The organism is Corynebacterium sp. KPL2861 (assembly GCF_040225475.1).
Lineage (GTDB): Bacteria > Actinomycetota > Actinomycetes > Mycobacteriales > Mycobacteriaceae > Corynebacterium.
In genome coordinates, this window is the sequence record NZ_JBEHFW010000001.1 from 287,772 (window position 1) to 311,348 (window position 23,577).

24 protein-coding genes are annotated in these 23,577 nt (G+C 60.9%); 4 read left to right on the forward strand and 20 right to left on the reverse strand.

The annotated features are described in order from the left end of the window. Positions 1 to 19: 19 nt before the first annotated feature. The gene (locus tag ABRP84_RS01340; protein WP_349852270.1) at positions 20 to 1,180 is read right to left on the reverse strand and encodes a type VII secretion-associated protein; all 1,161 of its coding nucleotides are present in this window, start codon (positions 1,178 to 1,180) and stop codon (positions 20 to 22) included. After that, positions 1,181 to 4,870 carry a type VII secretion protein EccCa gene (gene eccCa / locus ABRP84_RS01345; protein ID WP_349852272.1) on the reverse strand — a complete coding sequence of 1,230 codons (3,690 nt, stop codon included), beginning with the start codon at positions 4,868 to 4,870 and terminating at the stop codon, positions 1,181 to 1,183. It lies immediately after the preceding gene. 152 nt (positions 4,871 to 5,022) lie between these two features. Here eccCa and ABRP84_RS01350 point away from each other — a divergent pair, with 152 nt between their 5' ends. Then, positions 5,023 to 6,474, forward strand: coding sequence for a ubiquitin family protein (locus ABRP84_RS01350; protein ID WP_349852274.1), 1,452 nt, complete (start codon positions 5,023 to 5,025; stop codon positions 6,472 to 6,474). Continuing rightward, positions 6,474 to 7,715, forward strand: coding sequence for a S8 family serine peptidase (locus tag ABRP84_RS01355; protein ID WP_349852276.1), 1,242 nt, complete (start codon positions 6,474 to 6,476; stop codon positions 7,713 to 7,715). Before ABRP84_RS01350 ends, ABRP84_RS01355 begins: the two co-directional genes overlap by 1 nt. A gap of 67 nt (positions 7,716 to 7,782) precedes the next feature. Here ABRP84_RS01355 and eccB read toward each other — a convergent pair whose 3' ends face one another. The 12 genes from eccB to secY all read right to left on the reverse strand — a co-directional run bounded on the left by eccB (position 7,783) and on the right by secY (position 17,734). Then, a complete protein-coding gene (gene eccB / locus ABRP84_RS01360; protein WP_023025216.1) occupies positions 7,783 to 9,066 on the reverse strand; it encodes a type VII secretion protein EccB in 1,284 nt (427 codons plus the stop codon). Positions 9,067 to 9,158: 92 nt separating this feature from the next. After that, positions 9,159 to 10,040: a tRNA pseudouridine(38-40) synthase TruA gene (truA, locus tag ABRP84_RS01365; RefSeq protein ID WP_349852279.1), complete on the reverse strand. Its 882-nt coding sequence runs from the start codon at positions 10,038 to 10,040 to the stop codon at positions 9,159 to 9,161. A gap of 419 nt (positions 10,041 to 10,459) precedes the next feature. Continuing rightward, positions 10,460 to 10,957, reverse strand: coding sequence for a 50S ribosomal protein L17 (rplQ, locus tag ABRP84_RS01370; protein ID WP_023025214.1), 498 nt, complete (start codon positions 10,955 to 10,957; stop codon positions 10,460 to 10,462). A gap of 67 nt (positions 10,958 to 11,024) precedes the next feature. Then, entirely contained in the window at positions 11,025 to 12,035 is a 1,011-nt protein-coding gene (locus tag ABRP84_RS01375; RefSeq protein ID WP_005277080.1) for a DNA-directed RNA polymerase subunit alpha, read from the reverse strand. Between the two features lie 114 nt (positions 12,036 to 12,149). Continuing rightward, a complete protein-coding gene (rpsD, locus tag ABRP84_RS01380; RefSeq protein WP_349852281.1) occupies positions 12,150 to 12,755 on the reverse strand; it encodes a 30S ribosomal protein S4 in 606 nt (201 codons plus the stop codon). Between the two features lie 21 nt (positions 12,756 to 12,776). Next, positions 12,777 to 13,181, reverse strand: a complete 405-nt coding sequence (rpsK, locus tag ABRP84_RS01385; protein WP_005277076.1) for a 30S ribosomal protein S11 — start codon at positions 13,179 to 13,181, stop codon at positions 12,777 to 12,779. 3 nt (positions 13,182 to 13,184) lie between these two features. Next, positions 13,185 to 13,553 carry a 30S ribosomal protein S13 gene (gene rpsM, locus ABRP84_RS01390; RefSeq protein ID WP_023025213.1) on the reverse strand — a complete coding sequence of 123 codons (369 nt, stop codon included), beginning with the start codon at positions 13,551 to 13,553 and terminating at the stop codon, positions 13,185 to 13,187. Between the two features lie 182 nt (positions 13,554 to 13,735). Then, positions 13,736 to 13,954 carry a translation initiation factor IF-1 gene (gene infA, locus ABRP84_RS01395; RefSeq protein ID WP_003854422.1) on the reverse strand — a complete coding sequence of 73 codons (219 nt, stop codon included), beginning with the start codon at positions 13,952 to 13,954 and terminating at the stop codon, positions 13,736 to 13,738. Positions 13,955 to 14,211: 257 nt separating this feature from the next. Beyond that, the gene (locus ABRP84_RS01400; RefSeq protein ID WP_349852283.1) at positions 14,212 to 15,003 is read right to left on the reverse strand and encodes a L,D-transpeptidase; all 792 of its coding nucleotides are present in this window, start codon (positions 15,001 to 15,003) and stop codon (positions 14,212 to 14,214) included. Positions 15,004 to 15,069: 66 nt separating this feature from the next. Then, positions 15,070 to 15,864, reverse strand: coding sequence for a type I methionyl aminopeptidase (gene map, locus ABRP84_RS01405; RefSeq protein ID WP_349852285.1), 795 nt, complete (start codon positions 15,862 to 15,864; stop codon positions 15,070 to 15,072). Then, on the reverse strand, positions 15,864 to 16,409 hold the full coding sequence (locus tag ABRP84_RS01410; protein ID WP_349852287.1) for an adenylate kinase: 546 nt from the start codon (positions 16,407 to 16,409) through the stop codon (positions 15,864 to 15,866). Before ABRP84_RS01410 ends, map begins: the two co-directional genes overlap by 1 nt. Then, positions 16,409 to 17,734, reverse strand: a complete 1,326-nt coding sequence (secY, locus tag ABRP84_RS01415; RefSeq protein ID WP_349852340.1) for a preprotein translocase subunit SecY — start codon at positions 17,732 to 17,734, stop codon at positions 16,409 to 16,411. Before secY ends, ABRP84_RS01410 begins: the two co-directional genes overlap by 1 nt. A 384-nt stretch (positions 17,735 to 18,118) precedes the next feature. Here secY and ABRP84_RS01420 point away from each other — a divergent pair, with 384 nt between their 5' ends. Next, the gene (locus ABRP84_RS01420; RefSeq protein WP_349852290.1) at positions 18,119 to 19,426 is read left to right on the forward strand and encodes a class I SAM-dependent methyltransferase; all 1,308 of its coding nucleotides are present in this window, start codon (positions 18,119 to 18,121) and stop codon (positions 19,424 to 19,426) included. A gap of 11 nt (positions 19,427 to 19,437) precedes the next feature. Beyond that, positions 19,438 to 20,940 (forward strand): FAD-binding oxidoreductase, encoded by a 1,503-nt coding sequence (locus ABRP84_RS01425; RefSeq protein WP_349852292.1) that lies wholly within the window; start codon positions 19,438 to 19,440, stop codon positions 20,938 to 20,940. 105 nt (positions 20,941 to 21,045) lie between these two features. Here ABRP84_RS01425 and ABRP84_RS01430 read toward each other — a convergent pair whose 3' ends face one another. The 6 genes from ABRP84_RS01430 to rplF form a co-directional block, all read right to left on the reverse strand. Continuing rightward, positions 21,046 to 21,186: a hypothetical protein gene (locus tag ABRP84_RS01430; RefSeq protein WP_284639917.1), complete on the reverse strand. Its 141-nt coding sequence runs from the start codon at positions 21,184 to 21,186 to the stop codon at positions 21,046 to 21,048. Between the two features lie 144 nt (positions 21,187 to 21,330). Continuing rightward, positions 21,331 to 21,777 carry a 50S ribosomal protein L15 gene (rplO, locus tag ABRP84_RS01435; RefSeq protein WP_349852294.1) on the reverse strand — a complete coding sequence of 149 codons (447 nt, stop codon included), beginning with the start codon at positions 21,775 to 21,777 and terminating at the stop codon, positions 21,331 to 21,333. A 3-nt stretch (positions 21,778 to 21,780) separates the two neighbouring features. Then, a complete protein-coding gene (gene rpmD, locus ABRP84_RS01440) occupies positions 21,781 to 21,966 on the reverse strand; it encodes a 50S ribosomal protein L30 (protein WP_005276997.1) in 186 nt (61 codons plus the stop codon). Positions 21,967 to 21,969: 3 nt separating this feature from the next. Beyond that, positions 21,970 to 22,593: a 30S ribosomal protein S5 gene (gene rpsE, locus ABRP84_RS01445; RefSeq protein ID WP_023025205.1), complete on the reverse strand. Its 624-nt coding sequence runs from the start codon at positions 22,591 to 22,593 to the stop codon at positions 21,970 to 21,972. A gap of 40 nt (positions 22,594 to 22,633) precedes the next feature. After that, complete coding sequence (gene rplR, locus ABRP84_RS01450) at positions 22,634 to 23,035, reverse strand: 50S ribosomal protein L18 (RefSeq protein ID WP_023025204.1); 402 nt, start codon at positions 23,033 to 23,035, stop codon at positions 22,634 to 22,636. 3 nt (positions 23,036 to 23,038) lie between these two features. Then, the gene (gene rplF, locus ABRP84_RS01455) at positions 23,039 to 23,575 is read right to left on the reverse strand and encodes a 50S ribosomal protein L6 (RefSeq protein WP_023025203.1); all 537 of its coding nucleotides are present in this window, start codon (positions 23,573 to 23,575) and stop codon (positions 23,039 to 23,041) included. Between the last annotated feature and the right edge of the window lie 2 nt (positions 23,576 to 23,577).

The window sequence follows — 23,577 nt, forward strand, 5'->3', positions numbered from 1 at the left end:
ATGTTAAAAACTTTTCTGTTTATTTCTTGCTCAGGGATTCGGTGGCCATCCGGCACGCTGCTTTTTGCACGGCATTGGCGTTATGGCGGGTATGACACCCCACCGACATGTGGTGCCCGGTCTCTTCCCAGATGGTCCATTCCACAACGGAGCCATCGCCGGGGTCTTCTACATAGTGCAGACGCCCTGCGTCCTCGGATACATCGCGCAGTTCCGGATCCTTATCAACCTGCGCTTTGATTTCTTCAAAGAGCGCCCTAGCTGGCACGTTAAAAAGCGAGTCCGCCGCTAAGAGGATCCGTAAATCAGGGTCTTCTCCTGTGGCGGTCACCAGTCCTTCCTCCACGGTGGCTTGAAAACCGGTGGGAAGGACAACGGAGAGCCCTTCAATATCGAGGCGTTTTTCGCCAGGGTTGAGCCCGCCATCGCCACCCGCGTCGCCAGGCGCGTCCGCGTTGTCCTCGCTGCCACCACCAGATTCGTCCGTCGGCACGGATTCGGTGCCGCTTGCAGTGGTGGTACCTCCAGCGATGGTTCCGGCCTCGCCTTCGTCCTCATCATTAGACGCATTCGCACCCATAGCCCACCACGAGGCACCGATGACGGCAAGGATCACCACGACGATTGCGACGTGGAACATGTCGATGGCACCTATCCAGCCGCGCAGCTTATCGCCCCACCGCGTGCCTGTTTCCTGCCCCTTGCCTGCTCGCGCGCCAGTTCCAGTTGCGGCTCCGGCTCTGGGTTCGGCCCCTGTTTCCGGAACCGCTTCCGGGCGTTCCATGGGAATATCCATTTGGGCGGTGGGCGCGGATTCTGGGGGGCCCGCAACCGATTCAGTACCCCGTGCTGGCGTTGATTCCGGTGCGTGCGGTACATCCTGCTGCCGCTGGCGGGCGCCGGCTACATCGAGCTGGCGCTTCACAATGGTGACGGCTTCCCGGGAGATGGCGGTGCCAGAAGGATCTGCGATGACGGATACGTCCACGTCCGGCCAGGCGGATCCAGCGATTTTCGCGATCTGGTCCATGACGTGGCCTAAAGCCTTGCCTTCTACGATGCCTGTTCCGGCGAGATCGTAGCGGTACACGGTTTCCGGGCCTTCAAAGATGGTGGCCGAATCCATAACGGTCACCGTAATCGTTGCCGTTGGTGCGGAGACAGGTGTTTCTGTAGACATTTATTCTTTTCCTTCCCCGTAAACCACCTGGGCGATTCCCAAGTTTTCGCCGCGGATGCTCCACTGCCCGCGCCCGGGCGGCTGGTGGCTGGGCTTTAGCCCGAAGATGGCGCCTTCGTCGCGGTCGGCATCGAAAAGCAGGAACGCGGGTTGCAGGTCGCGCACCGCGGAAAAGAATTGGCCGAACAGTGCCCGGCCGATGCCGCCGGATTTTCTGGCGATGACCATGTGCAAGCCGATGTCCCGCGCGTGCGGCAGAAGATCGATCAAGGGCGCGAGGGCGATATCGCTGACCAGGTCCGCATCATCGATCACCACATAGATATCTGGGCCCTCCCACCAATCGCGGGCGGCGAGCTGCTTTGGGGTGATATCTGGCCCCGGCAAGCGTTGTTCCAGCGTGCGAACGGTATTGACGATTTCCTCCTGCGCACTGGATTGCGTCGCAGCATAGGCCGCCACCATGTCTTGATCCAGCGTGCCCAGGTGAGCACGGCGCTGATCGATGACCACCAGCCGCGTCTCCTCCCGCGGAAGGCCGCTAACCCCACGCATGACCTGCGCCAAGAAGTTGGACTTGCCACAGCCCTGGGCGCCGATGGCAACCAGGTGCGGTTCGCACTCCGGATTCCACGCCAAGGTGGAAAGATCGCGCCCGCCGATGCCCCACGGGATGCCACCAGTGGGGGCTTCGCCATGGGCGGCGAGCGCCTCTGGGGTTAGTACCGCGGGCAGCATCTTCAACTGCGGGGCGGGAACGGCGTTAGCATGCACGCGGCAGATATGGGCGATATCTTGATTCGAGGTATGCGCGAGCAGCATATTTTCGCCGGCCTGTGTCAGCCCCCTGCCCGGGGCGCTGGGCAGTTTTTGCTGCAGCTTGCGGTCAATAAGCGAATCGAGCGACTCACCTAAGCGCAGCTCGAGGCGGTTCGCAATGAGATCCCTAATTGTCGGGCGCATCGTGGTCCACCGGGAGGTCGCGATGACGACGTGGACATTGGCGGAGGCGCCATCAGCAACGATATCCGTAATGGATTCAGCTAAATCCTCAAACTCCGCATTGGACGGGCCAATGTGGTGCCAGCCGTCGATAATCAAGAAGGTCTCGCGCGATTCCGGCCGGCGGATAAACCCGGCAACCTCATCGACGATGCGGCGGATCTTTTCGCCTTCTTCGCGCCCGGCTACCCCGGCAACGTGCGGTAGCCGGTCCAGGGCGGCTAGCTGCCCACCGCCCAAGTCGATGACATAAAAGCGAATATCTTCCGGCCGCCGGTTGAGCGCCAGGGACGAGACTATCGTGCGCAGCGCGCCCGACTTGCCGGATTGCGGTCCCCCGCACAGTGCAAGGTGGCCGCCGTGTTGGTGAAAGTCGATGACTAATTGGTCTTGGCGCTGGTAGTAAGGCCTATCGATAATCCCAATCGGCGCGGACAGTTCCGCTGCGGTGGACTCCGCGCCCTCCCTATCGAGGGACGAAAGCTCGATGACCGGTGGCAGCGGTGGCAACCAAATGCGGTGGGCCTCCTGGCCACGCGCGGCGGCTTCCTCGCCGGCGGCGCGAACCACCTCGGTAAGCACCGATGTGGATTCATCCATCACCACCGTGGGCGAATTCTGTGCAGCGGCATCGTCCTGCGCCCAGCCTGTAAAAAGCTCCACCCGGCGCGGCGGGCCCGCGGGGTTGCCGTCCTGGCCCGTGGCCGCGTGCATCCCCGTGCTAGTCGCAGCCCGGCGCGCGAGCGGCCCTGATACGTAGGAGGCCTGAAACCGGGTGAGATCCTCGGCATCGGATTTCAGGTAGCCGGCGCCGGGTTGGCCGGGAAGGTGGTAGGCATCGGTCACGCCAAGGACCTGGCGGGATTCGGCAGAGGAAAAGGTTTTAAGACCGATTCTGTAGGACAAGTGGGAGTCCAGTCCCCGCAAGCGCCCTTCCTCCAGCCTTTGGGAGGCCAAAAGCAGGTGCACGTGGAGACTGCGCCCCAAGCGCCCCACGGCAACGAAGAGCTCGGCGAAGTCCGGGTGCTGGCCCAAGAGCTCGGAAAATTCGTCCACGACGATGATCAGCGCCGGTAAGGGGCCGTAGTTACGCACGGCATCCGCAGAGGCGTTGTACTCGCCTACATTGGCAAAGTTTCCCGCGGTGCGCAGGAGTTCTTGGCGGCGGTTCATCTCCCCGGAAATGGCATCATACATGCGCTCTACCAGGGTAGATTCCTCTTCAAGGTTGGTAATGACCGCGGAGGTATGCGGCAGGCGGTCACAGCCTAGGAAGGTCGCACCGCCCTTGAAATCCACCAGTACCAGATTGAGCTCATCCGGGCTATGCGTGGCGGCCAGTGCGGTCACTAGGGTGCGCAGGAGCTCAGATTTACCACTACCCGTTGCTCCGATGCACAGGCCATGTGGACCCATTCCCCCATGCGCGGATTCTTTGAGATCCACGGTCACCGGCTGCCCAATGGAATCGATGCCGATGGGCACCATGAGCCGCGAGGCGCCATCGCGTCCGTGCCACATGCCGCTAGCGGCCAACTCATCCACGCCGCTGTAGCCGAGCAGCCCCAGCAAATCATTGCCCCGGCGCCCAGAGGTGCTATCGGGTCGGCGAAAGACCGCCATCCGGCGGGCCATAATCGTGGCCGCGGCAGTGCCCAAATAATCGGGTGTACCCAGTTCTTCCACGCCCGCGGCCGTGACCGCCTGCAGGGTATCCGCCGCAACGAGGCACAAGCCTTCTTGTTCCGCACGCAGGCTCAACGCGGACGATGGTGCACCGCCTACTTCAATGACAGTGGTATAAGAATCGCCGTGGAAGAATTCTTCGGTGCCGGTGGTCAGGAGGGCATCGACAAGCACAATGCGAAACCGCGCCTTGTCTGGCTCCCGGGTATGCGGCAGCCATTTTAGCCACTCCCACTCGCCGCCGATGGCCTCGATTCCGATGGTCTCGGGACCGTGCGCCAGGGCTAACTGCATGACGAGGGCGCGCACCGTATCGCGGGCATTATCGCCGGTAAAGGATAAAAACCTAAAGGCCTGCAATTGGATAACCACCGGCATATCGGGCACGGTGCCCACCGCCTTGATGGCCTGGCGCATGCTCACCGCGCAGACCGGGTCCAGGTCCTCGGTCGCGCCGGAATCCGGCACGTTGATGGGTGTGCACAACGTGGTGGGACCGGTGCCCACGCGCACCTCCAAGGCATCCGGATCATCGGGCCCGCGCTCCCACATGCGCCGCGAGCCCACCAACGGTTCCAACCCCGCAGGATCCGGGTGCCGGTATAGCTCGTGCGCGCGCTGCGCACCGGCATTATCCAGGGCCTTTTCCCGCAGCGCCTTAATGTGGCGCAAGTAGGTCCGCCGGGTTTCATCCGGGTCCTGCCCGCTATTTTGTGGCCCAAACATCATGGCCATGCTGGCCAGCATCATGAGCGGAAACATCAGGGATACCGGGCTGATATGCCGCGAGTCGCCCGCGCCCAGCACCATCAGCGCCACCATGCCCAACATTGCGGCAATCATCACGATGGGTAGTAGCAAGCGCACCAAGGGCACCGGCTGTGGGCGCACCGCTTCTGGAACTTCTTCTGCCTCGATGGTGCCGGTGGGAAGCGGCGGTGGCGCGTCCCTGAGCGGCACGGTCAATGGCTCCACGATGTGGGTTTCCCTGATCCCAAGCATGGGTAAAATCCTCCCCCGATCCACACGCTTAGCGCTCTTGGCCCCCTGCCAAGATTCCCCGCGCTGCGGTGGACACGACGCCACCAGTAAGCCACAATATGTGGCATTGGGCAAGGGGGACGCCCACAATCATGAGACAATTCGGGGGAATTATGACCGCTCCAACGGCGCATCACCTGCGCCTTACCATCCGCATCCATGCAGATTCCTTCCACAAGGAAGCAGACGTAGCATTGCCGTTAAGCTCCAGCCTCGGCGAGCTCATGGCAGAACTTACTGACCTTGTCGATGCACCCGCGATCGCCTCGCCGTGGCGCGCCAGCACGGCCTCCGGGCGCGCCATCGACCTCACCGCACCGCTTGCCGCCACGCCGCTTGCGGAAGGCTCCATCCTGGTGCTCGCCCCGCGCGAGGAGCGGCCCGCGCCCGTCATCCGCGATGCCGCCGAATCCCTTGCCGCGCAGAGCCACGACGACACCACCTCTGCCATTCCCATCGTTTGGGCGTGGACCGGGCTTGCCGCTGCCTTCGCCGTGGCCTGGGTCCTCTCGTACCCGGCGGTGGCCTGCGCCGGGCTTGCCGTCGCGGCCTTCGTGCTCGCCCTGTGGACGCGAGCGCTATCCCTTGTCATGCTCGCCCTGACTGCGGGGGCTGCAAGCGGATGGGCGCTTATTTCGCCCGCGCTTGCCGATGCCCCCTATGCCGCCCTCACCGCCAGTGCCACGCTGCTTGTGGCCTTATTAGCCTGCCACCTCACCCGGCTAAGCACCGTACGGATAACCTCCGGCGCGCTCACCATCGCCGGGTTAGTGCTCATCGCGGCCGTGAGCTATCTGCTTCCCGGGCTGAGTGGCAATTCCGGCATCGGCACGAGCCACGGCACCGCAGCGGCCGCGGGCACCGTTATCGCGGGAGTCATTTTGCTTGCCACCGCCCCCGCGCTAACCATCGCCACCGCAGGGCTCAAGGTGCCGCAATTGCCCACCGCGGGCCAAGACCTCGCCGTCTCGGATGAGCGCCAGCCCGACGTGGCAGATCGCGCCACCCGCGCCGGGTACGCCTACGAAGGCATCTGTTGCGGAATCGCGCTCTGCCTCATTCCAGCGCTCATCGCGCTCAGTTTCACCGGCACGGGCACGCTCGTGGCCACAGACGGCGCCGTAGATAAGGCGGGGTCCGCTGCTTCTACCATCGGTTCTCGCATCGCCGTGCTTTTCGGCACCGGCTTAACCGGGCTCGGCTTCGTCCAAGCGCTCTGCGTCTCTGTTGCCGGAACGGTGGTCATGCACGCCGCGCGTCACGGGCGCGTCCTTGCCAGCTGGGCGCTCATGCTCGTCGCCATGATTGCCTGCCTCACCGCCTGTCTGTGCGCCGTGCATGCGATTGCCGCAGATGGGCTTGCCGGCGCTTGGGCGCCAACGGTGGTTGCGGCCCTCCTGCTTGCCGCGATGCTAAGCGCCCCACTGTGGACGGCCAAAATGAGCGAGGTGGAGCCGACGACCATCGCCTGGTTCGAACGCATTGAGTCCCTCACCATCGCCGCCTGCCTGCCGCTTGCCGCGCACCTCGCCGGGATCTTCGAGCTCATTCGGGGGCTGGGATAATGCACCACAACCGCTCGCGTCATTCTTCCGCACAACCTGGTTTCAGCGGCGGTTCAAGGCTTGCTGCTTGTGCCCTCACCGCGTGTGTCCTCGCCGGAACCGGCGGCTTCATCGCAGCAGCTCCCGCTGCAACCGCACGAGAACCGGACCGGGAATGCGCCACCGCGCATCCTTCTCCCCTAGCGCCAGAACCTTCCGAGGACCAGCGCGCCTACCGCTCCCAGCTGCACTCCTTTGCCACGGGCGAGGGTGTCACGGTAGCCGTCATCGATACCGGGGTTGCCCACCACGAACAACTGCCGAATCTCACTGCGGGTGCGGACTTGGTCACTCCAGAAGAACCGGATCCGCACCGGGATTGCGACCTGCACGGCACCGTCGTAGCTGGCATCATCGCAGGCCACGATATTGGCATCGCTCCGCGCGCCGAGGTTCGCGCCATCCGCCAAACCAGCGCGCATTATCGTCAGTACGATGACACGGCCGGGAACGCCGATGAAGACAGCACCACCGGTTCGCTCGATACGCTGGCCCGCGCCATCGATCATGCTGTGGAGGACAACGCCCGGGTGATCAACATTTCCGTCGTGTCCTGCGTCCCAGAGAAGACCGCGCAGCGCATCGATAGCTCGCGCTTAGATGAGGCACTTGACCGCGCGGAAGATGCCGGTGCCGTAGTCATCGCTGCCTCTGGCAATATTTCCTCCGGTATCTGCGAAGAAGGCGACCACGTCTTTCCCGCAGATTCACCGACCGTATTATCCATTAGCGCCCAAGAAGATGCCCACGCGCTTGCGGAATACTCGCTCACGCCCGCCGATGGCCCACAACTATCCGCCCACGGATTTATACCGTTAGCGCTGAACCCCGCCGGTGGGTGGGCAGACGGGAAGGACCAAGAGGATTCCCTGTCGCAGTTCCACGGCACCTCGTTCGCAGCCCCGGTGGTCAGCGGCACCGCCGCCCTATTAGCCGAGCGCTACCCAGACGCCAGCGCCGCCGATATACGCCAACGGCTGCTTTCTGCCGGTGAGCCCGGTAACGGCTTCATCGATCCGCTCGCCGCCCTTACCCATATCGATGGCGAGTACGCCGCGCCCGCGCGCGATCTGACTATCCCAACAAGCAAAGACGAGCACTCCCCGGCGGCGAGCCGGACCGGGTGGGTGCTCGGCGGGTTAGTCCTGCTGCTGACCGGCCTGGCGGTTGCCCGTGGGCTACGCCGACCGAAGGCAGAGTAAGTCGGCGTAGGTTCTACCGCTCGTGCTTTTCAGCGTGAACACCGAGCGCGGTGCGGGCTAGCACCGCCTAGCGGCTGACCTGTAGCGCTTCGTCTCGGTCCAAGCGCGATGCCTCTGGCAATAGCCGGATGATTTCCCACGGAACCTCGGCTCCGATGCCGGTGCCGAGGGCCTCCAAGAGTTCTTCGTTATCGACTGCATGGCGCTGCCCAGTAGGCGAGACAACGTGGTAGCCATGACCGGTATCCACGCCGACTCCGCCTGCCGATAGCCCACCAAAGCGATCCGCTATGCCCTCTCCTGCGAGCGCTACCGTCCCGGGGTTCTCTGTCACCATCGCTGCACCGCCCTCACTATCGGCGCACATCCAGCCTTCATCTGGGCCAACGAAGTCGAAGGTGGTGGTGGGCAGGCGGAAGTTTAAGGGGGCATCGGCAAGCGCGCCTACCTCGTGCGGGGTGGCCTCCACGCGCGTTGCGCCGTAGCTAACCAGCATGTCTGCCTGGGTGGCGGAGAGCTCCGCCACGCCGTCGTCCGTCCGGGCCCACTGGCCCTGCCCGGTGTCCATGATGTCTGGCAGCGGATCCGGGAACGTCAGCAGCGGCTGTTCCGCAAAGGCATTGAGCAACTCCGCGGGAACGGGCCAGGCATGGGTGCTCCCGTCAATGCCAATCCCCCGGCGAATGACGCGGCCCTCCGTGCTCTGCGCATCGGGCAAGCGCACGCGCCCGTCTGCGGTGAGCAGCCACTGCGTGCCATCCATTTCTGCGAGCGCGGCGCGCTTCTCCCCAAAGCCCTCCTGTGGCGGATCCGCCACCACGATGACCTCCTCTTTGGCTACCTGTTGGCCATCGATGCTGGTGGGGTTATCCGCGGGCTGTTCATCATGCCCGGCAAGGCACGCCGCCCACGAGCGCTGCGGTGCCTCGCCCGGCGCAGCTAGATACCCGGGCGCATCCGAAATCCCCACAGGCGTGCCCAACGAGGCCTGGCGCAAATGCTCGTCCCCAATGGTCTGCGCCTCGGCCGCCTCGCCGGCGATAATTCGCGCGGAAGAGAGGTTGTAGACGGGGTGATACGTATCGTTGACGTCCACGAAGAGCTGGCCCTGCTCCGAGCGCACGATCGGTGCATCCCCCGGCTGCGGGCTCGGCTGCAACCAGGCCAAAAGGCCAGAACCGACCGCCAAAAAGGCCACGCCTACTCCGCCGAACATCATCGCCTTGCGGCGGCGGGCCAGCGGATCGTGGATCATGCGGGTATCCCCCAACACGAGCCCGTGTTCCACGCGGCGGCGTAAAAATTTATGGCCCGAGACTTGGGCCTTGGTCGTTGGCAATGGACGTGCCATGAATTTCCCCCCGAAAATTCCCCGAAAATCTAAATAAACCCAGGCTTCAGGCTAGCGTAGGCGCCACGGCCCTGCCACTTGGCAGCGCGGGGTTACTCAACGGTGCGCTTTTCCCGCGTCACATCAGCCCGCGCGGACATTCCGCCCGGTTTCGGGTAATCCACCTGGACTAAGGACAGACCCTTCGCCGGCGCCACCGGGATGCGGGAGGAGCGTTTTGTCTCTTGTAGCAAGGCCGCGGCAAAGTCGACGTCCCTGCGGCCTTCGCCAACGATTAAGCAACAACCTACTAAGGAGCGGACCATCGACCAACAGAATGCATCCGCGACTACGCGGACTTCAAAGAGCTGCGGTTCCTCCGGCGTCGATACATCCCGCCAGCTAAATTCCTGTAATTCGCGAATGGTGGTGGCATTCGGCTTGGCCTTGCAAAATGCCGCAAAATCGTGCAGGCCCACCAGTGCGGTGGCTGCATCCTGCATGGCATCGATATCTACCGGTTTAAACCATTCGGCAGTATCGCGCGCCCGAGTCGGCAGCGCACCCCGCTGGCTGGTGGTTATCCGGTACACATAATGCCTGCGCAGCGCGGAGAATCGGGCATCAAAACCCTTTGGCGCGAATTCGCAGCCGTGCACCCGGACGTCTTCCGGCAACAGCTTTGCAAGCCTGCGCACCAACTTCCCCGGATCATTTGCTACGGACCGTTGCTCCAGCATCTCCAGCGGCACATCCACGTGCGCCACCTGCCCGCGCGCATGGACGCCCGCATCAGTACGCCCGGCCACCGTCAGCGGTACCTCCGTGCGAGCGATCATTGCCAGCTGCTCCTCGAGCACGCCCTGAACGGTGCGCAGTCCGCCCTTTTGCTTGGCCCAGCCGTGGAAATCGGTGCCATCATAGGCCAGATCCAACCGGAGCCGAACGAATCCTTCCGCTGGTCTCTCATATGAGATCGGTGCTGCTTCAGTCATGGTGAACCTAATGCTACCGGAGGCATCGGCGGGTTCCCGAAATGTGCAACCTCTCCTGCTACACCTCCCCTGTTCGTTTTGAGCAGAAAATGCAATATCTGAGGGCCACATTTGCTCAGTTATCGCAGAGGAGGTTGCGCAGAGGAGGATGCACATAGGAGCTTGCGCATCGGAGGTTGTGCCTAGGGCGCCAAGAAACGGAGAGTGCGTGGTCTGCTGCATGGCGGAGCGGGACGAGGGGAGCGGGACGAGGGGGCGGGACCAAGTACCTGAGGTTCCAAGTTCAAAACGACAAAAGCCACCTCCCCGTCTCTTCGTAAAGAGAATGGGAAGGCGGCGATTGTGCGCTACTTCTGCGAGTAGGAACTGCAATCCACGCACGGCGTTAGGTCCGGCGCGGATTCAGTGGCCGAGGGAGATTACTTCTCCTCGGACTCCTCAGCAGCGGTGTCCTCGGCCGGAGCCTCGGTCTCTGCAGCCTCGTCTGCCTGAGCCTCTTCAGCCTCAGCGGCCTTGGAAGCGGCAGCGCGGGTAGCGCGGTTAGCCTCGGAGGTCACGGTCTCCTCAAGAACGAGGGAGATCTGGGACATCGGGGCGTTGTCACCGGTGCGGTTGTCCAGCTTGATGGTGCGGGTGTAGCCACCCTCACGGTTCTCAAAATTCGGTGCAACCTCGTCGAACAGGTGGGAAACAACATCCTTACGCGGGATGAGCTTCAGCACTGCGCGGCGGTCAGCGATTGTGCCGGACTTAGCCTTGGTGATGATCTTTTCGACGTACGGGCGAAGAACCTTCGCCTTGGCATCGGTGGTCTTGATGGCGCCGTGCTCGATCAGGCTAGCTGCCAAGTTGCTCAGCATGTGAGCTTGCTGCTTGGCGGAGCCACCGAGACGGGCACCCTTCTTCGGGGTAGGCATTGTTTACTCCTCGTGTGCGGTAAAAGTTGAGCGCGCGGCAACGAGTGCCGCAGTTCAGGGTGATTCTTTACTCGGAATCGTCCGCAGCCGGGTCCTTGAAGTCACCGGTTTCTGCGTCGTAGCCCTCGAGCTGGGTGGGGTCGAAGTCCTCAGGGGTATCCTTCAGAGCAAGGCCCAAGTTAGCCAGCTTGATCTTTACCTCATTAATCGACTTCTGACCGAAGTTACGGATATCCAGCAGGTCGGACTCGGTGCATTCTGCAAGCTCGCCGACGGTGTGGATTTCCTGACGCTTCAGGCAGTTGTAGGAGCGAACGGAGAAGTTCAAGTCCTCGATAGGCATGCCGTAGGCGGCGATGTACTCGGTCTCCTGCGGGGAGGGACCAATCTCGATGCCTTCGGCTGCGTTGTTCAGCTCGCGTGCCAGGCCGAAGAGTTCGACCAAGGTGCCGCCGGCAGAAGCCAGGGCATCGCGGGCGGAAATCGAGTTCTTGGTTTCGACGTCGATGGTCAGCTTGTCAAAGTCGGTGCGCTGCTCAACACGAGTAGCTTCGACCTTGTAGGAGACCTTCAGTACTGGAGAGTAAATCTGGTCGATTGGAATACGGCCGATTTCCCCAGAGGTTGCGGCAGCCGGGACGTAGCCACGGCCGCGCTCGACGACGAGCTCAATGTCCAGCTTAGCGGTGTCATTCAGCGAAGCGATGTGCAGATCCGGGTTGTGGATCTCCACGCCAGCCGGCGGCTGGATATCGCCAGCGGTGACATCGCCAGGGCCTTCCTTGCTCAGGTACATAACCACCGGCTCATCGGAGTCGGAGGACAGGACCATGCTCTTGATGTTCAAGATGATCTCGGAAACGTCTTCCTTCACACCGTTGATGGTGGTGAACTCGTGGAGCACACCATCAATCTTGATGGAGGTTACCGCTGCGCCCGGGATGGACGACAGCAGGGTGCGACGCAGCGAGTTACCGAGGGTGTAGCCAAAGCCCGGCTCGAGCGGTTCGATGACGAACTTGGAACGAGACGAGTCGATGAATTCCTCGGTGAGCTGAGGACGCTGGGAAATGAGCATTGCAATTCTCCTTTTCGGCGACCGCTATTTGACGCCGGTAGAGGGGGTAAAAATCTTGAGGTTGAAGATTCCTGATGGACCGCGTGGCCTTGAAGGGCCGTGCGGTATAACAGTTTACTTCGAGTAAAGCTCGACGATGAGCTGCTCTTGCAGCGGAATGTCGATCTGAGCGCGCTCGGGCAACTGGTGCACGAGGATGCGCAGCGTATCAGGAACGACCTGCAACCATGCCGGTACGTTGACATCGATAAGAGCGTCCTGAGCGTCTTCGAACCATTCCATCTTCTGGGAACGCGGGCGGACATCGATGATGTCGTACTGCGTAACCCGGTAGGACGGGATGTTGATGTTCTTGCCGTTCACGGTGAAGTGACCGTGGGAAACGAGCTGGCGTGCCTGGCGGCGGGTGCGTGCCAGACCTGCGCGGTAAACTACGTTGTCCAGGCGGGTTTCCAGAAGGATGACCAGGTTGTCACCGGTCTTGCCTGGGAGGCGGTTAGCCTCGGTGTAGTAGCGGCGGAACTGACGCTCCAGCACACCGTAGGTGTACTTTGCCTTCTGCTTCTCCTGGAGCTGCAGCAGGTACTCAGATTCCTTGATGCGGTTGCGGCCAGCCTGTCCCGGAGGGTACGGGCGGCGCTCGAATGCCATGTCTCCGCCGACCAAGTCGACGCGAAGACGGCGGGATACGCGGGTAGCGGGGCCAGTGTAACGAGCCATTTTCTTACCTCTTTCCTTCCCTTAAACCTTGCGACGCTTGGTCGGACGGCAGCCGTTGTGCGGCTGTGGAGTTGCATCCGTGATCGAGGAAACCTCAAGGCCTGCAGCCTGCAGGGAACGGATGGCGGTCTCGCGGCCGGAGCCCGGACCCTTGACGAATACGTCAACCTTCTTCATGCCGTGGTCCATTGCCTTGCGTGCGGCGCTTTCAGCGGCCATCTGCGCAGCGAACGGAGTGGACTTACGGGAACCCTTGAAGCCAACGTGGCCGGAGGATGCCCAGGAGATAACAGCACCGGTCTGATCGGTGATCGAGACGATGGTGTTGTTGAAGGTGGACTTGATGTATGCGTGGCCCAGAGCCACATTCTTCTTGACGACGCGACGGCCGGAACGGCGTGCGCCGGAACGAGTCTTTGGAGGCATGAACTACTTCTTCTTTCCTGCGATCGTCTTCTTCGGGCCCTTACGAGTACGCGCGTTGGTCTTCGTACGCTGACCGCGTACTGGCAGACCGCGACGGTGGCGCAGACCCTTGTAGCTTCCGATTTCAATCTTGCGACGAATATCAGCCTGAACCTGGCGGCGGAGGTCACCCTCTACCTTCCAGGAGCCTTCAATTGCGTCACGCAGTGCCGAAACCTGTTCATCATCCAGGTTGTCGGTGCGCAGGTCAGGAGAAATGCCAGTCTTTTCTAGCAATTCCTTGGCACGGGTTGGACCGATGCCGTAGATGTAGGTGAGAGCGACCTCCATACGCTTATTGCGTGGGAGGTCAACACCAGCTAGACGTGCCATAAGGCGTGTCCTTTCGGGTTGTTACGGCGGTTTTCTCCCCATCCGTCCCGCTCCATGCAACGCTTCGCCCGGACCGTGCCGGGAGTCCTTGGGTTACTTACCAGTGCGGGCTCAGGCCACCGTAGCCTGAGGTGTACAGGACAAAGTCATGCTTCGCCCTTGGGTGAGGAGGCTGACTGTGTTTACTTGTAGCGGTAGACGATGCGTCCGCGGGTCAGGTCATAAGGAGACAGCTCTACGACGACGCGATCCTCCGGGAGGATGCGGATGTAGTGCTGACGCATCTTACCGGAAATGTGTGCAAGAACCTTGTGCCCATTGTCGAGCTCGACACGGAACATTGCGTTTGGCAGAGGCTCGACGATGCGACCCTCTACCTCAATTGCGCCTTCCTTAGCCATAACCTCTACTTTTCTGGCGACAGACAAGTACCTGTCACCTGCATGTTTGTTGTCTACTGCGGTGGTGCAAGCCAACCAGACCTACTGGCGCTATACACCGTCAAACCAGCATACGCTGCAGCGACACGATTTCCAAACCGTACGCACTTTCCTAATTTCTCAACCTGGAACAAAACTAAAAATACCCTCGCGTTCAGTTCCAAGTTGCGGAACCGAGCACGAGGGCGGGGTGCGCTCACGCGGTGAGCTACACCGAATTAGTAGATGTAGACCTTGTCGCCAATCTGGACATCGTTCCAGTAGCGAACTGCTGCATCGTACGGCAGGTGGACGCAACCGTTGGAGTCAACGTTGGTGTTGTCCAAGTGGAAAGCGTGGCCGTTGTTGGTGAAGTAGATGGAGTACGGCATCGGCGCGTTGTTGAACTCGCGGGAGATCTCGTCCTTCACCTTGCGATTAACGTGGAAGGTGCCGCGCAGGGTTTCCTCACCCACCATGCCAGCGGACATGGATGGGGAAATGTAGGAAACCTCGCCGCCTTCCTGCAACCAGGTGCGGCGGCCATCAAGGTCGACGCAGATCTTGGCGTCTGCTGGGCAGGAGCCACGGTCGAATTCGTTAGCGCGGCGCTGCTCCTCCGCACGGCGCGCCGCTTCTTCAGCCTTCGCCTTTTCTTCCGCAACCTGCTGTGCGTGTGCGCGCTCAGCATCCTCGCGAGCCTGGCGTGCTTCCTCGTTCTTCTGCGCAACTAGGCCCGGGAAAAGGAATTCCAGTGCACTATCCACTGCGGACTGTACATTCGGTGCCAGTTCTGGGGCGTACTTCTCAGCCTGATCCAGGATGTCAGTACGGGTCTGCCATGCCTGGTCACGGGTCTGGCCCTGGAAGTTATCAACTTGCTGCTGGGCCTGCGCGGTGAGCTGATCAAGATTAGGGAGTTGCTGAGCAGAAGCTGCCGGGGCACCGGCAATGGTGCTCAATGCCATGACACCAGCCACTGCTGGTGCAGCAACGGTGGCACTTAACTTGCGGAGGCTGAATTTAGACATAGTGGTGAGTATAAACCTTTCAGGGGATTATCGCCTAGTTTAAGAGGCGATTTTTAGGAATGTATATCAAGAGCGCCTAGTGAGAATGCGTGGGCCGTCCGCCGTCGCGGCTACCGTATGCTCCCAGTGGGCGGCAGTGGAGCCATCGAGTGTGACCACTGTCCAGTCATCTTCTAGCACCGCGCTATCGACGGTGCCCAAGGTGAGCATGGGTTCGATGGCCAGTACAGAGCCCTCTTGAATGAGGGGACCGCGGCCAGGCTTTCCCTCATTTTCCAAGTAGGGTTCTTCGTGCATGGTCCGGCCAATTCCATGACCACCATAACCGTCCACGATATAGAGGGATACGCCGAACTTTTCTTCGGCGCGGTAAGTCGCCTGCTCCAGGGCGTGGGAGACATCCGTCAGGCGGTTGCCCGGGACCATCGCCTGCAGGCCTTCCATCAGCACCCATTCGGTCGCCGCGTTCAATGCCGCAACGTCCGGATCGGGTTCGCCGATGGGAAAGGACCATGCGCTGTCTCCTACCCACCCATCGAGGGTGGCACCGCAGTCGATGGAGACGAGGTCGGCATCGGCAAGCACCGTCTTAGCATCCGGGATGCCGTGCACGATGACATCGTTGACGGAGGAACAAACGGAGCCCGGAAAGCCCTCGTAGCCCTTGAAGGTAGGGGTGGCACCGGCATCGCGGATGGTCTGTTCCGCCACCGCATCGAGCTCGAGAGTGCTCACCCCTGGCGCCGCCGCAGCGCGGACTGCTTGCAGCGCCTTGCCGACGATCTCGCCAGCCGCCTGCATAGCATCCAGCTCACCTGCGGTGCGGGCGGGGATGCGCTTGGTGCGGCGCCGAAAAGCCACTACTTGCCCAGTGCTTCCATGGCGCGGGCGTTGATCTCTTCGACGGATCCTTCTGCCTTAATGGGGATGATGGCATCGCCGTAGTGCTCGATGAGCGGGAAGGTCTCTTCGCGGTAAACGCCGAGGCGGGTGCGGATGGTTTCTTCATTATCGTCGGCGCGGCCACGGGCCATCATGCGCTCAACAACAACGTCTTCAGACACCTCGAAGTTCAATACGCCGTCGAGCTTTTCGCCCTTCTTGGACAATAGTTCTTCCAAGATATCGGCCTGCTCGGTGGTGCGCGGGAAACCGTCCAAGAGGAAGCCGTTTTTGGCGTCGTCTTGGCCGAGGCGCTCTTCTACCATGCGCGCGGTGACATCGGTAGGCACGAGCTTGCCGGCGTCAATATAGGATTTCGCCTCAATCCCGAGCGGGGTGCCCTCGCCAATATTGGCGCGGAAGAGATCGCCGGTGGAGATGTGCGGGACACCAAGCTTTTCGCTCAGGATTGCTGCCTGGGTGCCTTTGCCAGCACCGGGAGGGCCGAGAAGTACAAGACGCATTATTTCAGTAGTCCTTCGTAGTTGGATTGGAGAAGTTGGGATTCAATTTGCTTGACCGTGGTCAACGCAACGGAGACCATAATCAAGATGGCCGTACCACCAAAGGCGGAGGTGCCGTTGGCAGAAGAGTGGCCGACGCCGAGGTCCAAAAGGATATTAGGCAAGATGGCGATCAACGCCAAGTACAGTGCACCGACGCTCAGCAGGCGGTTCATGACAAAGCCGAGGTACTCCGCGGTCGGGCGGCCCGGGCGAATGCCTGGGATGAAGCCACCGTACTTCTTCATGTTATCGGCTTGCTCTGCGGGGTCGTACTGCACCGAAACGTAGAAGTATGCGAAGAAGATGGTCAGCAGGAAGTACAAGACGATGTACTGCCAGGACGACGGCGCCTGCAGGTGCGCAATCACATTGCGCTGCCACCAGTTATCCGGGGTGTCCACGGAGCTGGAGTTGACGATCTGCGTGATCAGCACCGGCATGTAAATCAGCGAGGAGGCGAAGATGACCGGAATAACGCCGGCCTGATTGACCTTGAGCGGCAGGTACGTGGAAGAACCACCGTACTGGCGACGGCCCACCATACGCTTGGCGTACTGCACCGGAATGCGGCGCTGGCCCTGCTCGATGAAGGTAATGCCGACGACCAAGACAATAAGGCCGGCCAGCACCATGGCAAAGACCATGCCGCCGTTGTTCTGCAGAATGTTCATGCCATCGGTAGGCAGACGCGTAGCAATGCCGGCGAAAATGAGCAGGGACATACCGTTGCCAATGCCCTTTTCCGTAATCAGCTCGCCCATCCACATCACGAGGACGGCGCCGGAGGTCATCGTCACCACTAGCAGGATGAGGGTGAAGAAGTTGCGGTCTTCCGCCAAGACCGGCACGCCCTGGCCCAGCAGCTGCTCACGGTCCGCCAATGCGACGATGCCGGAGGATTGCAGCAGTGCCAGGGCGAGCGTGAGGTAGCGGGTGTACTGGGTCATTTTTGCCTGCCCAGACTGGCCTTCCTTCTTCAGCTGCTCAAAGCGCGGGATAACCACGGTCAGCAACTGCACAATGATGGAAGCCGTAATGTAGGGCATGATGCCGATGGCGAAGATCGACAGCTGCAATAGGGCGCCACCAGAAAACAGGTTAATCACGGAGTACAGGTCTCCTGATTCCTCTGTCAGTTGACGCAAGCGTCCTGCAATTGACGCGTAATCTACACCCGGCGACGGGATCTGTGCACCGATGCGGTACGCAATGATCATCACGACGGTGAAGACGATCTTCTTGCGTAGGTCGGCATCCTTAAAAGCCTGCAAAATGGCGGACACTACAAAATCCTCCTGGCCTACCGCTGTCACTGCCACACGCGAATCTTAAGGATTCTTATTGCAGCAACACACGGAGGTGGACACTCGTTGGCCCCCTCAGGGCTCCACATCTTTCTCACACGGCGTTATGAAGTAAAGACAAGGAGTCCCAAAGGAACGGTGGAACACTTTTGACCCCATAACCCTACCAGCCATATAACTGCGAGCCACATCTAACCCGCATTATGTGACAATGATTGCCTTTTCTTTCGCGCTTATTCCGCAAGGGGTTTACCATGTTAATTATTGCCCTGCGCAATTTTCTACCCGTAGTATTCCGGCCTTGCGGTCCCTAAACACCAAGGTCGTTATTGGTGTGAACCCAACATTGCGAAAGAAGTCTAAATGAGCAAAAAATTCACGCCGATGACCGTTGCTGAGATCATCGACGTCTTCATCCCTAGTCCCAACCCGTTCCGCTGGGAGGCCTTTGATGGCTCGGCCACCGGCCCTGTCGATGCCGAATACAAGGTCACCATCAATAGCCTTGGCGGACTTGCTTATATCGCCACCCACCCAGGCGACGTCGGATTCGCCCGCGCCTACGTCACCGATGGCATCTCTGTAGAAGGTGAGCACCCCGCCCACCCGTACGGCATCTTCAACGCCCTGCACGTGATGTATGACAAGTTTGAAAAACCCAGCGCCAAGGACATGGCGCGCGTGATTCGTTCGCTTGCTTCCATGGGTGCTTTCCACATCCAGCCGGTGCCTGAGGTAGAGCGCGCCTCTTGGCTGCGCCGTAAGCTGCACGACGGCCTGTCTAAGCACTCCAAGGAGCGCGATGCTGACGTCATTTCTGATCACTACGACGTGGGCAATGACTTCTACGAGCTCTTCTTGGGCGATTCCATGACCTATACCTGCGCCTACTTCCCCACCCCGGATGCCACGTTGGAGGAGGCACAGGAAAACAAGTACCGCCTCATCTTTGACAAGCTGCGCCTAAAGGAAGGCGACACCCACCTGGACGTGGGCTGTGGCTGGGGAGGCATGGTGCGCTACGCCGCACGCCGCGGCGTGAAATCCATCGGCGTGACCTTGTCGCAAGAGCAGGCCGAGTGGGGCCAAAAAAAGATCGAAGAAGAAGGCCTGCAGGATCTGGCCGAGGTCCGCTTCATGGACTACCGCGATGTCAAAGAACAAGGCTTCGATGCCATCTCCGCCATCGGCATCATAGAGCACATCGGCGTGCAGAATTACAATGACTTCTTCAAGTTCATGTACAGCAAGCTCAAGGTCGGCGGGTTGATGTTGAACCACAACATCACCTACCCGGATAACCACAAGACACCCAAGGGCGGGTTCATCGACCGCTATATCTTCCCCGATGGCGAGCTCACCGGCTCTGGCAACGTCACCAAGGCCATGCAGGACAATGGCTTCGAGGTCTTCCACACCGAGTCCTTGCGCTTTGATTACATGCGCACCCTGCACGAATGGTGCGAGAACTTGAAGGAAAACTGGGAAGAGGCCTGCGATCTGGTCGGCTTGCCCACCGCCCGCCTCTACGGCATCTACATGGCCGGCTCGGAGTGGGGCTTCGAGCGCAATATCATTAACCTCTACCACTTCTTGGGCATCAAGCTCGGTGAGGCCGGCTCCCGCGCCGGCGTTCCTGAGCGCCGTTGGTGGGAAGACAGCCGCTTTTAAAAGGAGCCCAAATGACCCTTTTGGATCACTTACGCGAGCGCGTTTCTGCCCTGCAGCCGCGCCCCGTCGACGCCGTGCGCATCGAGCCTGTGGGCTGGCAGGCCCACCGCGCCGGCGTAGACGCCTTGCTGCGCAGCTTCCGCGAGGTCCCCGCAGGCAAGCGCGTGCGCCTGGCCAAGAAAACCTCTAACCTCTTCCGCGGCCGCAGCGAGAATCAGGTAGGCCTCGACGTCTCCGGCCTAGGCGGGGTCATCGAGGTCGATCCCCTCGCCCGCACCGCCGATGTGCAGGGCATGTGCACCTACGAGGACTTGGTCGATGCCACCTTGCCGCACGGCCTTATGCCGTTTGTGGTTCCGCAGCTAAAAACCATCACCCTGGGCGGCGCGGTCACCGGCATGGGCGTGGAGTCCACCAGTTTCCGCAACGGCCTGCCGCACGAGTCCGTCATCGAGATGGACATCCTCACCGGCACCGGCGAGATTCTTACCTGTTCGCGCGAGCAAAACGTAGACCTCTTCCGCCTCTTCCCCAATTCCTATGGTTCTTTGGGCTACGCGGTGCGCCTCAAGATCGAGCTCGAGCCGGTCCCGCCCTACGTGGAGCTGCGCGAGCAGCGCTTCCACTCGGTAGAAGAGGCAAGCCGCGTGCTTGCCGATGTCTCCGTCAACCACACCCACGAGGGTCAGACCGTCGATGGCCTAGACGGCGTGGTCTTCTCCGAGGACGAGGCCTACCTCGTCTTCGCGCGCTTTACCGATGAGGAGGGCCCTACCTCCGATTACACGCGGGATAAGATCTACTACCGCAGCCTGCAGCACGCCCAGGGCATGCGGCGCGACCGACTTACCATCCGCGACTATATCTGGCGCTGGGATACTGACTGGTTCTGGTGCTCCCGGGCCTTTGGCGCCCAGAACCCCAAGGTGCGCAAGGTCTGGCCGCGCGAGCTGCGCCGCAGCTCCTTCTATTGGAAGCTGGTGCGCTTGGACCGAAAGTACGAGTTGGAGTATAACTTCATCAAAAAGCCACACGGCAAGCCGCGCGCCGAGCGCGTGGTCCAGGATATCGAGGTCACCCCGGAAAACCTTCCGGAGTTCCTCCACTGGTTCTTCCAGGCCTCCGATATCCAACCGGTATGGCTCTGCCCCATCCGCCTGCGCGATGGCGTGGGCGATCTCGTGGGCACCGGCGATATTGCCGCCGAGTCCCAGGACCCCTGGCCGCTGTACCCGTTGCGCCCTGGCAAGACGTGGGTCAACGTCGGCTTCTGGTCCGGTGTAGATGGCGATCACGTCGATCCCAGCGCCCCCGGCAATGGCGCGTTCAACCGCGTCATTGAAGAGAAGGTCAATGACTTAGGCGGCCACAAGTCGCTGTACTCCGAGGCCTTCTACTCCCGCGAGCGGTTCGAGGAGCTCTATGGTGGGAAACTCCCCGATGCCATCAAGGCCGTAACGGACCCCGATGACCGCTTCCCAGGGCTTTTTGAAAAGACCGTGGACGAGGCCTAGGACGGACCCAAAACCACATAAGGGTGGAACGCTCGTGAAAGCGTTCCACCCTTTGTGTAGCTTTGAGCCGATCCCGGGGCGACTATGAGGCCCAAGAGCTAGCGACTACTGCGCCTGGGCCACCTGCGCGGTCTCAGTGTTATCCGGCTGAGACAGCTGCGGGTTTGCGTCGACGGGTCCGGTGGAGCCGGCGAGCGCCAGCGCAGCGGAGATAATAGCGGCAAGGAATGAAGAAATGGACGACATAGCAGACTCCTAGCTAATAGCAATGAGTGTTTACTGTGATAACACTACCACTGCTATGCATACGTCCCCACAGATCGACAACGCCCCCCCTCGCCCCGCACATAAAGTGCGAGGAAAGGGGGTGTAGCTATTCTCTAGTCCAGATTATTTGGTGTTGGCGGAACCGCCAGCAGCCTCAATCTTTTCTACAGCGGACTTGGAGAACTTGTCTGCGGTGACGTTCAACTTAACGTTGATGTCGCCGCTGCCCAGAACCTTGACCGGCTGGTTAGCGCGGACGAAGCCAGCAGCTGCGATGTCAGCGACGGTGATGTCGCCGCCATCGGCAAACTTCTCGGCCAAGTCAGCCACGTTAACAACCTGGTACTCAACGTGGTTCGGGTTCTTGAATCCCTTGAGCTTAGGCAGACGCATGTGGATGGGCATCTGTCCACCCTCGAAAGCAGCGGGAACCTGCTTACGAGCGCCGGTGCCCTTGGTACCGCGACCAGCGGTCTTACCCTTGGATGCCTCACCGCGGCCGACGCGGGTCTTGGGCTTATTTGCTCCTGCGGTTGGGCGCAGGTCGTGCAGCTTGATGATATCAGCCATGGTTTACTCCCCTGCCACTTCTTCGACGGTGACCAGGTGGCGAACCTTGTGAACCATACCGCGGATAATCGGGGTGTCCTGCTTAACTACGGACTGACCGATGCGCTTGAGGCCCAGAGCCTCAATGTTCTTGCGGTGGTTCGGCTTGGTGCCCACCAGGCCCTTTACCTGTGTAATCTTCAGAGCCATTGTTTATGCCTCCTGACCTGCGCGCTTGCGCAGCATACGGGCCGGGGTGACCTCTTCGAGGGACTTGCCACGGCGTGCGGCAACCTCTTCGGGGCGAACCAGCTGCTTGAGGCCGTCCACGGTAGCGCGGACGACGTTGAGTGCATTGTCGGAGCCCAGGGACTTCGACAGAATGTCCTGCACGCCAGCGCATTCGAGCACTGGACGAGCAGCACCGCCGGCGATGACACCAGTACCAGGAGCGGCGGGCTTCATCATGACGATGCCCGCTGCGTCGCGACCCTCGACCGGGTGGGTGATGGTGCCGGCAACCATAGGTACGCGGAAGAAGTTCTTGCGAGCCTCTTCTGCACCCTTCTGGATTGCAGCCGGAACTTCCTTAGCCTTGCCGTAGCCAACGCCTACCTGACCCTGGCCGTCACCAACGACGACGAGAGCGGTGAAGGACATGTTGCGGCCGCCCTTAACGGTCTTGGAGACGCGGTTGATGGTCACAACGCGCTCGATGTACTTATCGCGCTCGTTGTCCTGCTGGTTACGACGATCGTTGCGACGGCCGTTGCCGCCGCGGTTGTTCTTGTTGTTCTCGGCGGAGCGTCCGCCGTCACGCTGTTCACGGTCCGACATTACGCGATCCTTCCGTTGATGTTTCCGTTGACGATGATCATTAGAACTTCAGACCACCTTCACGTGCGGCGTCTGCCAGCGCAGCGACGCGGCCGTGGTACTTGTAGCCTGCGCGGTCAAAGACGACCTGCTCAATGCCAGCGGCCTTGGCGCGCTCAGCAATCAGTTCGCCCACCTTGGCAGCCTTTGCCTTCTTATCGCCCTCGAATGCACGGATGTCCGCTTCCATGGAGGATGCGGAAACCAGGGTGTGGCCTGCCAAGTCATCGATGACCTGGACGTGCATGTGGCGCGAAGAGCGGTGCAGGACCAAGCGCGGGGACTCAGGGGTGCCACGCAGGGTCTTACGGATACGGAAGTGGCGGCGTGCGCGTGCTTCGCGACGACGAGAAGAAATGTCCTTGCCGACTGGAGTGCGCTTCGTGTTTTCAGTGTTTGCCATTGCTTACTTACCCGTCTTTCCGACCTTGCGACGGATCTGCTCGCCTTCGTAGCGAATACCCTTGCCCTTATAAGGATCGTCCTTACGCAGGCGACGGATATTAGCGGCGATCTGTCCGACTAGTTGCTTGTCAATACCGGTAATGGACAGCTTGGTGTTGCCGTCCACTGCGAAGGTGATTCCCTCCGGAGCCTTGATGAGGACCGGGTGGGAATAACCCAGGCTGAATTCCAGGTCCTGGCCCTTTTGCTGCACACGGTAGCCGACACCAAAGATTTCCATCTTGATGGTGAAGCCCTCGGTCACGCCGATGACGGCGCTGTTGAGCAGCGAGCGGGACAGGCCGTGCAGTGCACGGTGCTTGCGGTGATCATCAGGGCGGGAAACGGTCAAGATGCCGTCTTCCACGTTAATGGTGATCGGATCCGGGACGTTTACGCTCTGGGTACCCTTAGGGCCCTTGACCTCAACGTCTTGGCCGTTGATGTTGATTTCGACGCCGTTTGGTACGGCGATCGGTGCTAGACCGACTCGAGACATGT

Excerpts from the sequence above, each read along its gene's own strand:
- ABRP84_RS01355 (WP_349852276.1), top strand. The coding sequence starts at position 6,474 with ATGCACCACAACCGCTCGCGTCATTCTTCCGCACAACCTGGTTTCAGC.
- ABRP84_RS01375 (WP_005277080.1), bottom strand. The coding sequence starts at position 12,035 with ATGCTCATTTCCCAGCGTCCTCAGCTCACCGAGGAATTCATCGACTCG.
- ABRP84_RS01420 (WP_349852290.1), top strand. The coding sequence starts at position 18,119 with ATGAGCAAAAAATTCACGCCGATGACCGTTGCTGAGATCATCGACGTC.
- ABRP84_RS01340 (WP_349852270.1), bottom strand. The coding sequence starts at position 1,180 with ATGTCTACAGAAACACCTGTCTCCGCACCAACGGCAACGATTACGGTG.
- eccB (WP_023025216.1), bottom strand. The coding sequence starts at position 9,066 with ATGGCACGTCCATTGCCAACGACCAAGGCCCAAGTCTCGGGCCATAAA.
- ABRP84_RS01425 (WP_349852292.1), top strand. The coding sequence starts at position 19,438 with ATGACCCTTTTGGATCACTTACGCGAGCGCGTTTCTGCCCTGCAGCCG.
- eccCa (WP_349852272.1), bottom strand. The coding sequence starts at position 4,870 with ATGCTTGGGATCAGGGAAACCCACATCGTGGAGCCATTGACCGTGCCG.
- truA (WP_349852279.1), bottom strand. The coding sequence starts at position 10,040 with ATGACTGAAGCAGCACCGATCTCATATGAGAGACCAGCGGAAGGATTC.
- rpsK (WP_005277076.1), bottom strand. The coding sequence starts at position 13,181 with ATGCCTCCAAAGACTCGTTCCGGCGCACGCCGTTCCGGCCGTCGCGTC.
- rpsE (WP_023025205.1), bottom strand. The coding sequence starts at position 22,593 with ATGTCGGACCGTGAACAGCGTGACGGCGGACGCTCCGCCGAGAACAAC.
- rplO (WP_349852294.1), bottom strand. The coding sequence starts at position 21,777 with ATGGCTGATATCATCAAGCTGCACGACCTGCGCCCAACCGCAGGAGCA.
- rplR (WP_023025204.1), bottom strand. The coding sequence starts at position 23,035 with ATGGCAAACACTGAAAACACGAAGCGCACTCCAGTCGGCAAGGACATT.
- ABRP84_RS01350 (WP_349852274.1), top strand. The coding sequence starts at position 5,023 with ATGACCGCTCCAACGGCGCATCACCTGCGCCTTACCATCCGCATCCAT.
- rplF (WP_023025203.1), bottom strand. The coding sequence starts at position 23,575 with ATGTCTCGAGTCGGTCTAGCACCGATCGCCGTACCAAACGGCGTCGAA.
- rpmD (WP_005276997.1), bottom strand. The coding sequence starts at position 21,966 with ATGGCTCTGAAGATTACACAGGTAAAGGGCCTGGTGGGCACCAAGCCG.
- rplQ (WP_023025214.1), bottom strand. The coding sequence starts at position 10,957 with ATGCCTACCCCGAAGAAGGGTGCCCGTCTCGGTGGCTCCGCCAAGCAG.
- rpsD (WP_349852281.1), bottom strand. The coding sequence starts at position 12,755 with ATGGCTCGTTACACTGGCCCCGCTACCCGCGTATCCCGCCGTCTTCGC.
- ABRP84_RS01410 (WP_349852287.1), bottom strand. The coding sequence starts at position 16,409 with ATGCGTCTTGTACTTCTCGGCCCTCCCGGTGCTGGCAAAGGCACCCAG.
- infA (WP_003854422.1), bottom strand. The coding sequence starts at position 13,954 with ATGGCTAAGGAAGGCGCAATTGAGGTAGAGGGTCGCATCGTCGAGCCT.
- ABRP84_RS01400 (WP_349852283.1), bottom strand. The coding sequence starts at position 15,003 with ATGTCTAAATTCAGCCTCCGCAAGTTAAGTGCCACCGTTGCTGCACCA.
- rpsM (WP_023025213.1), bottom strand. The coding sequence starts at position 13,553 with ATGGCACGTCTAGCTGGTGTTGACCTCCCACGCAATAAGCGTATGGAG.
- ABRP84_RS01430 (WP_284639917.1), bottom strand. The coding sequence starts at position 21,186 with ATGTCGTCCATTTCTTCATTCCTTGCCGCTATTATCTCCGCTGCGCTG.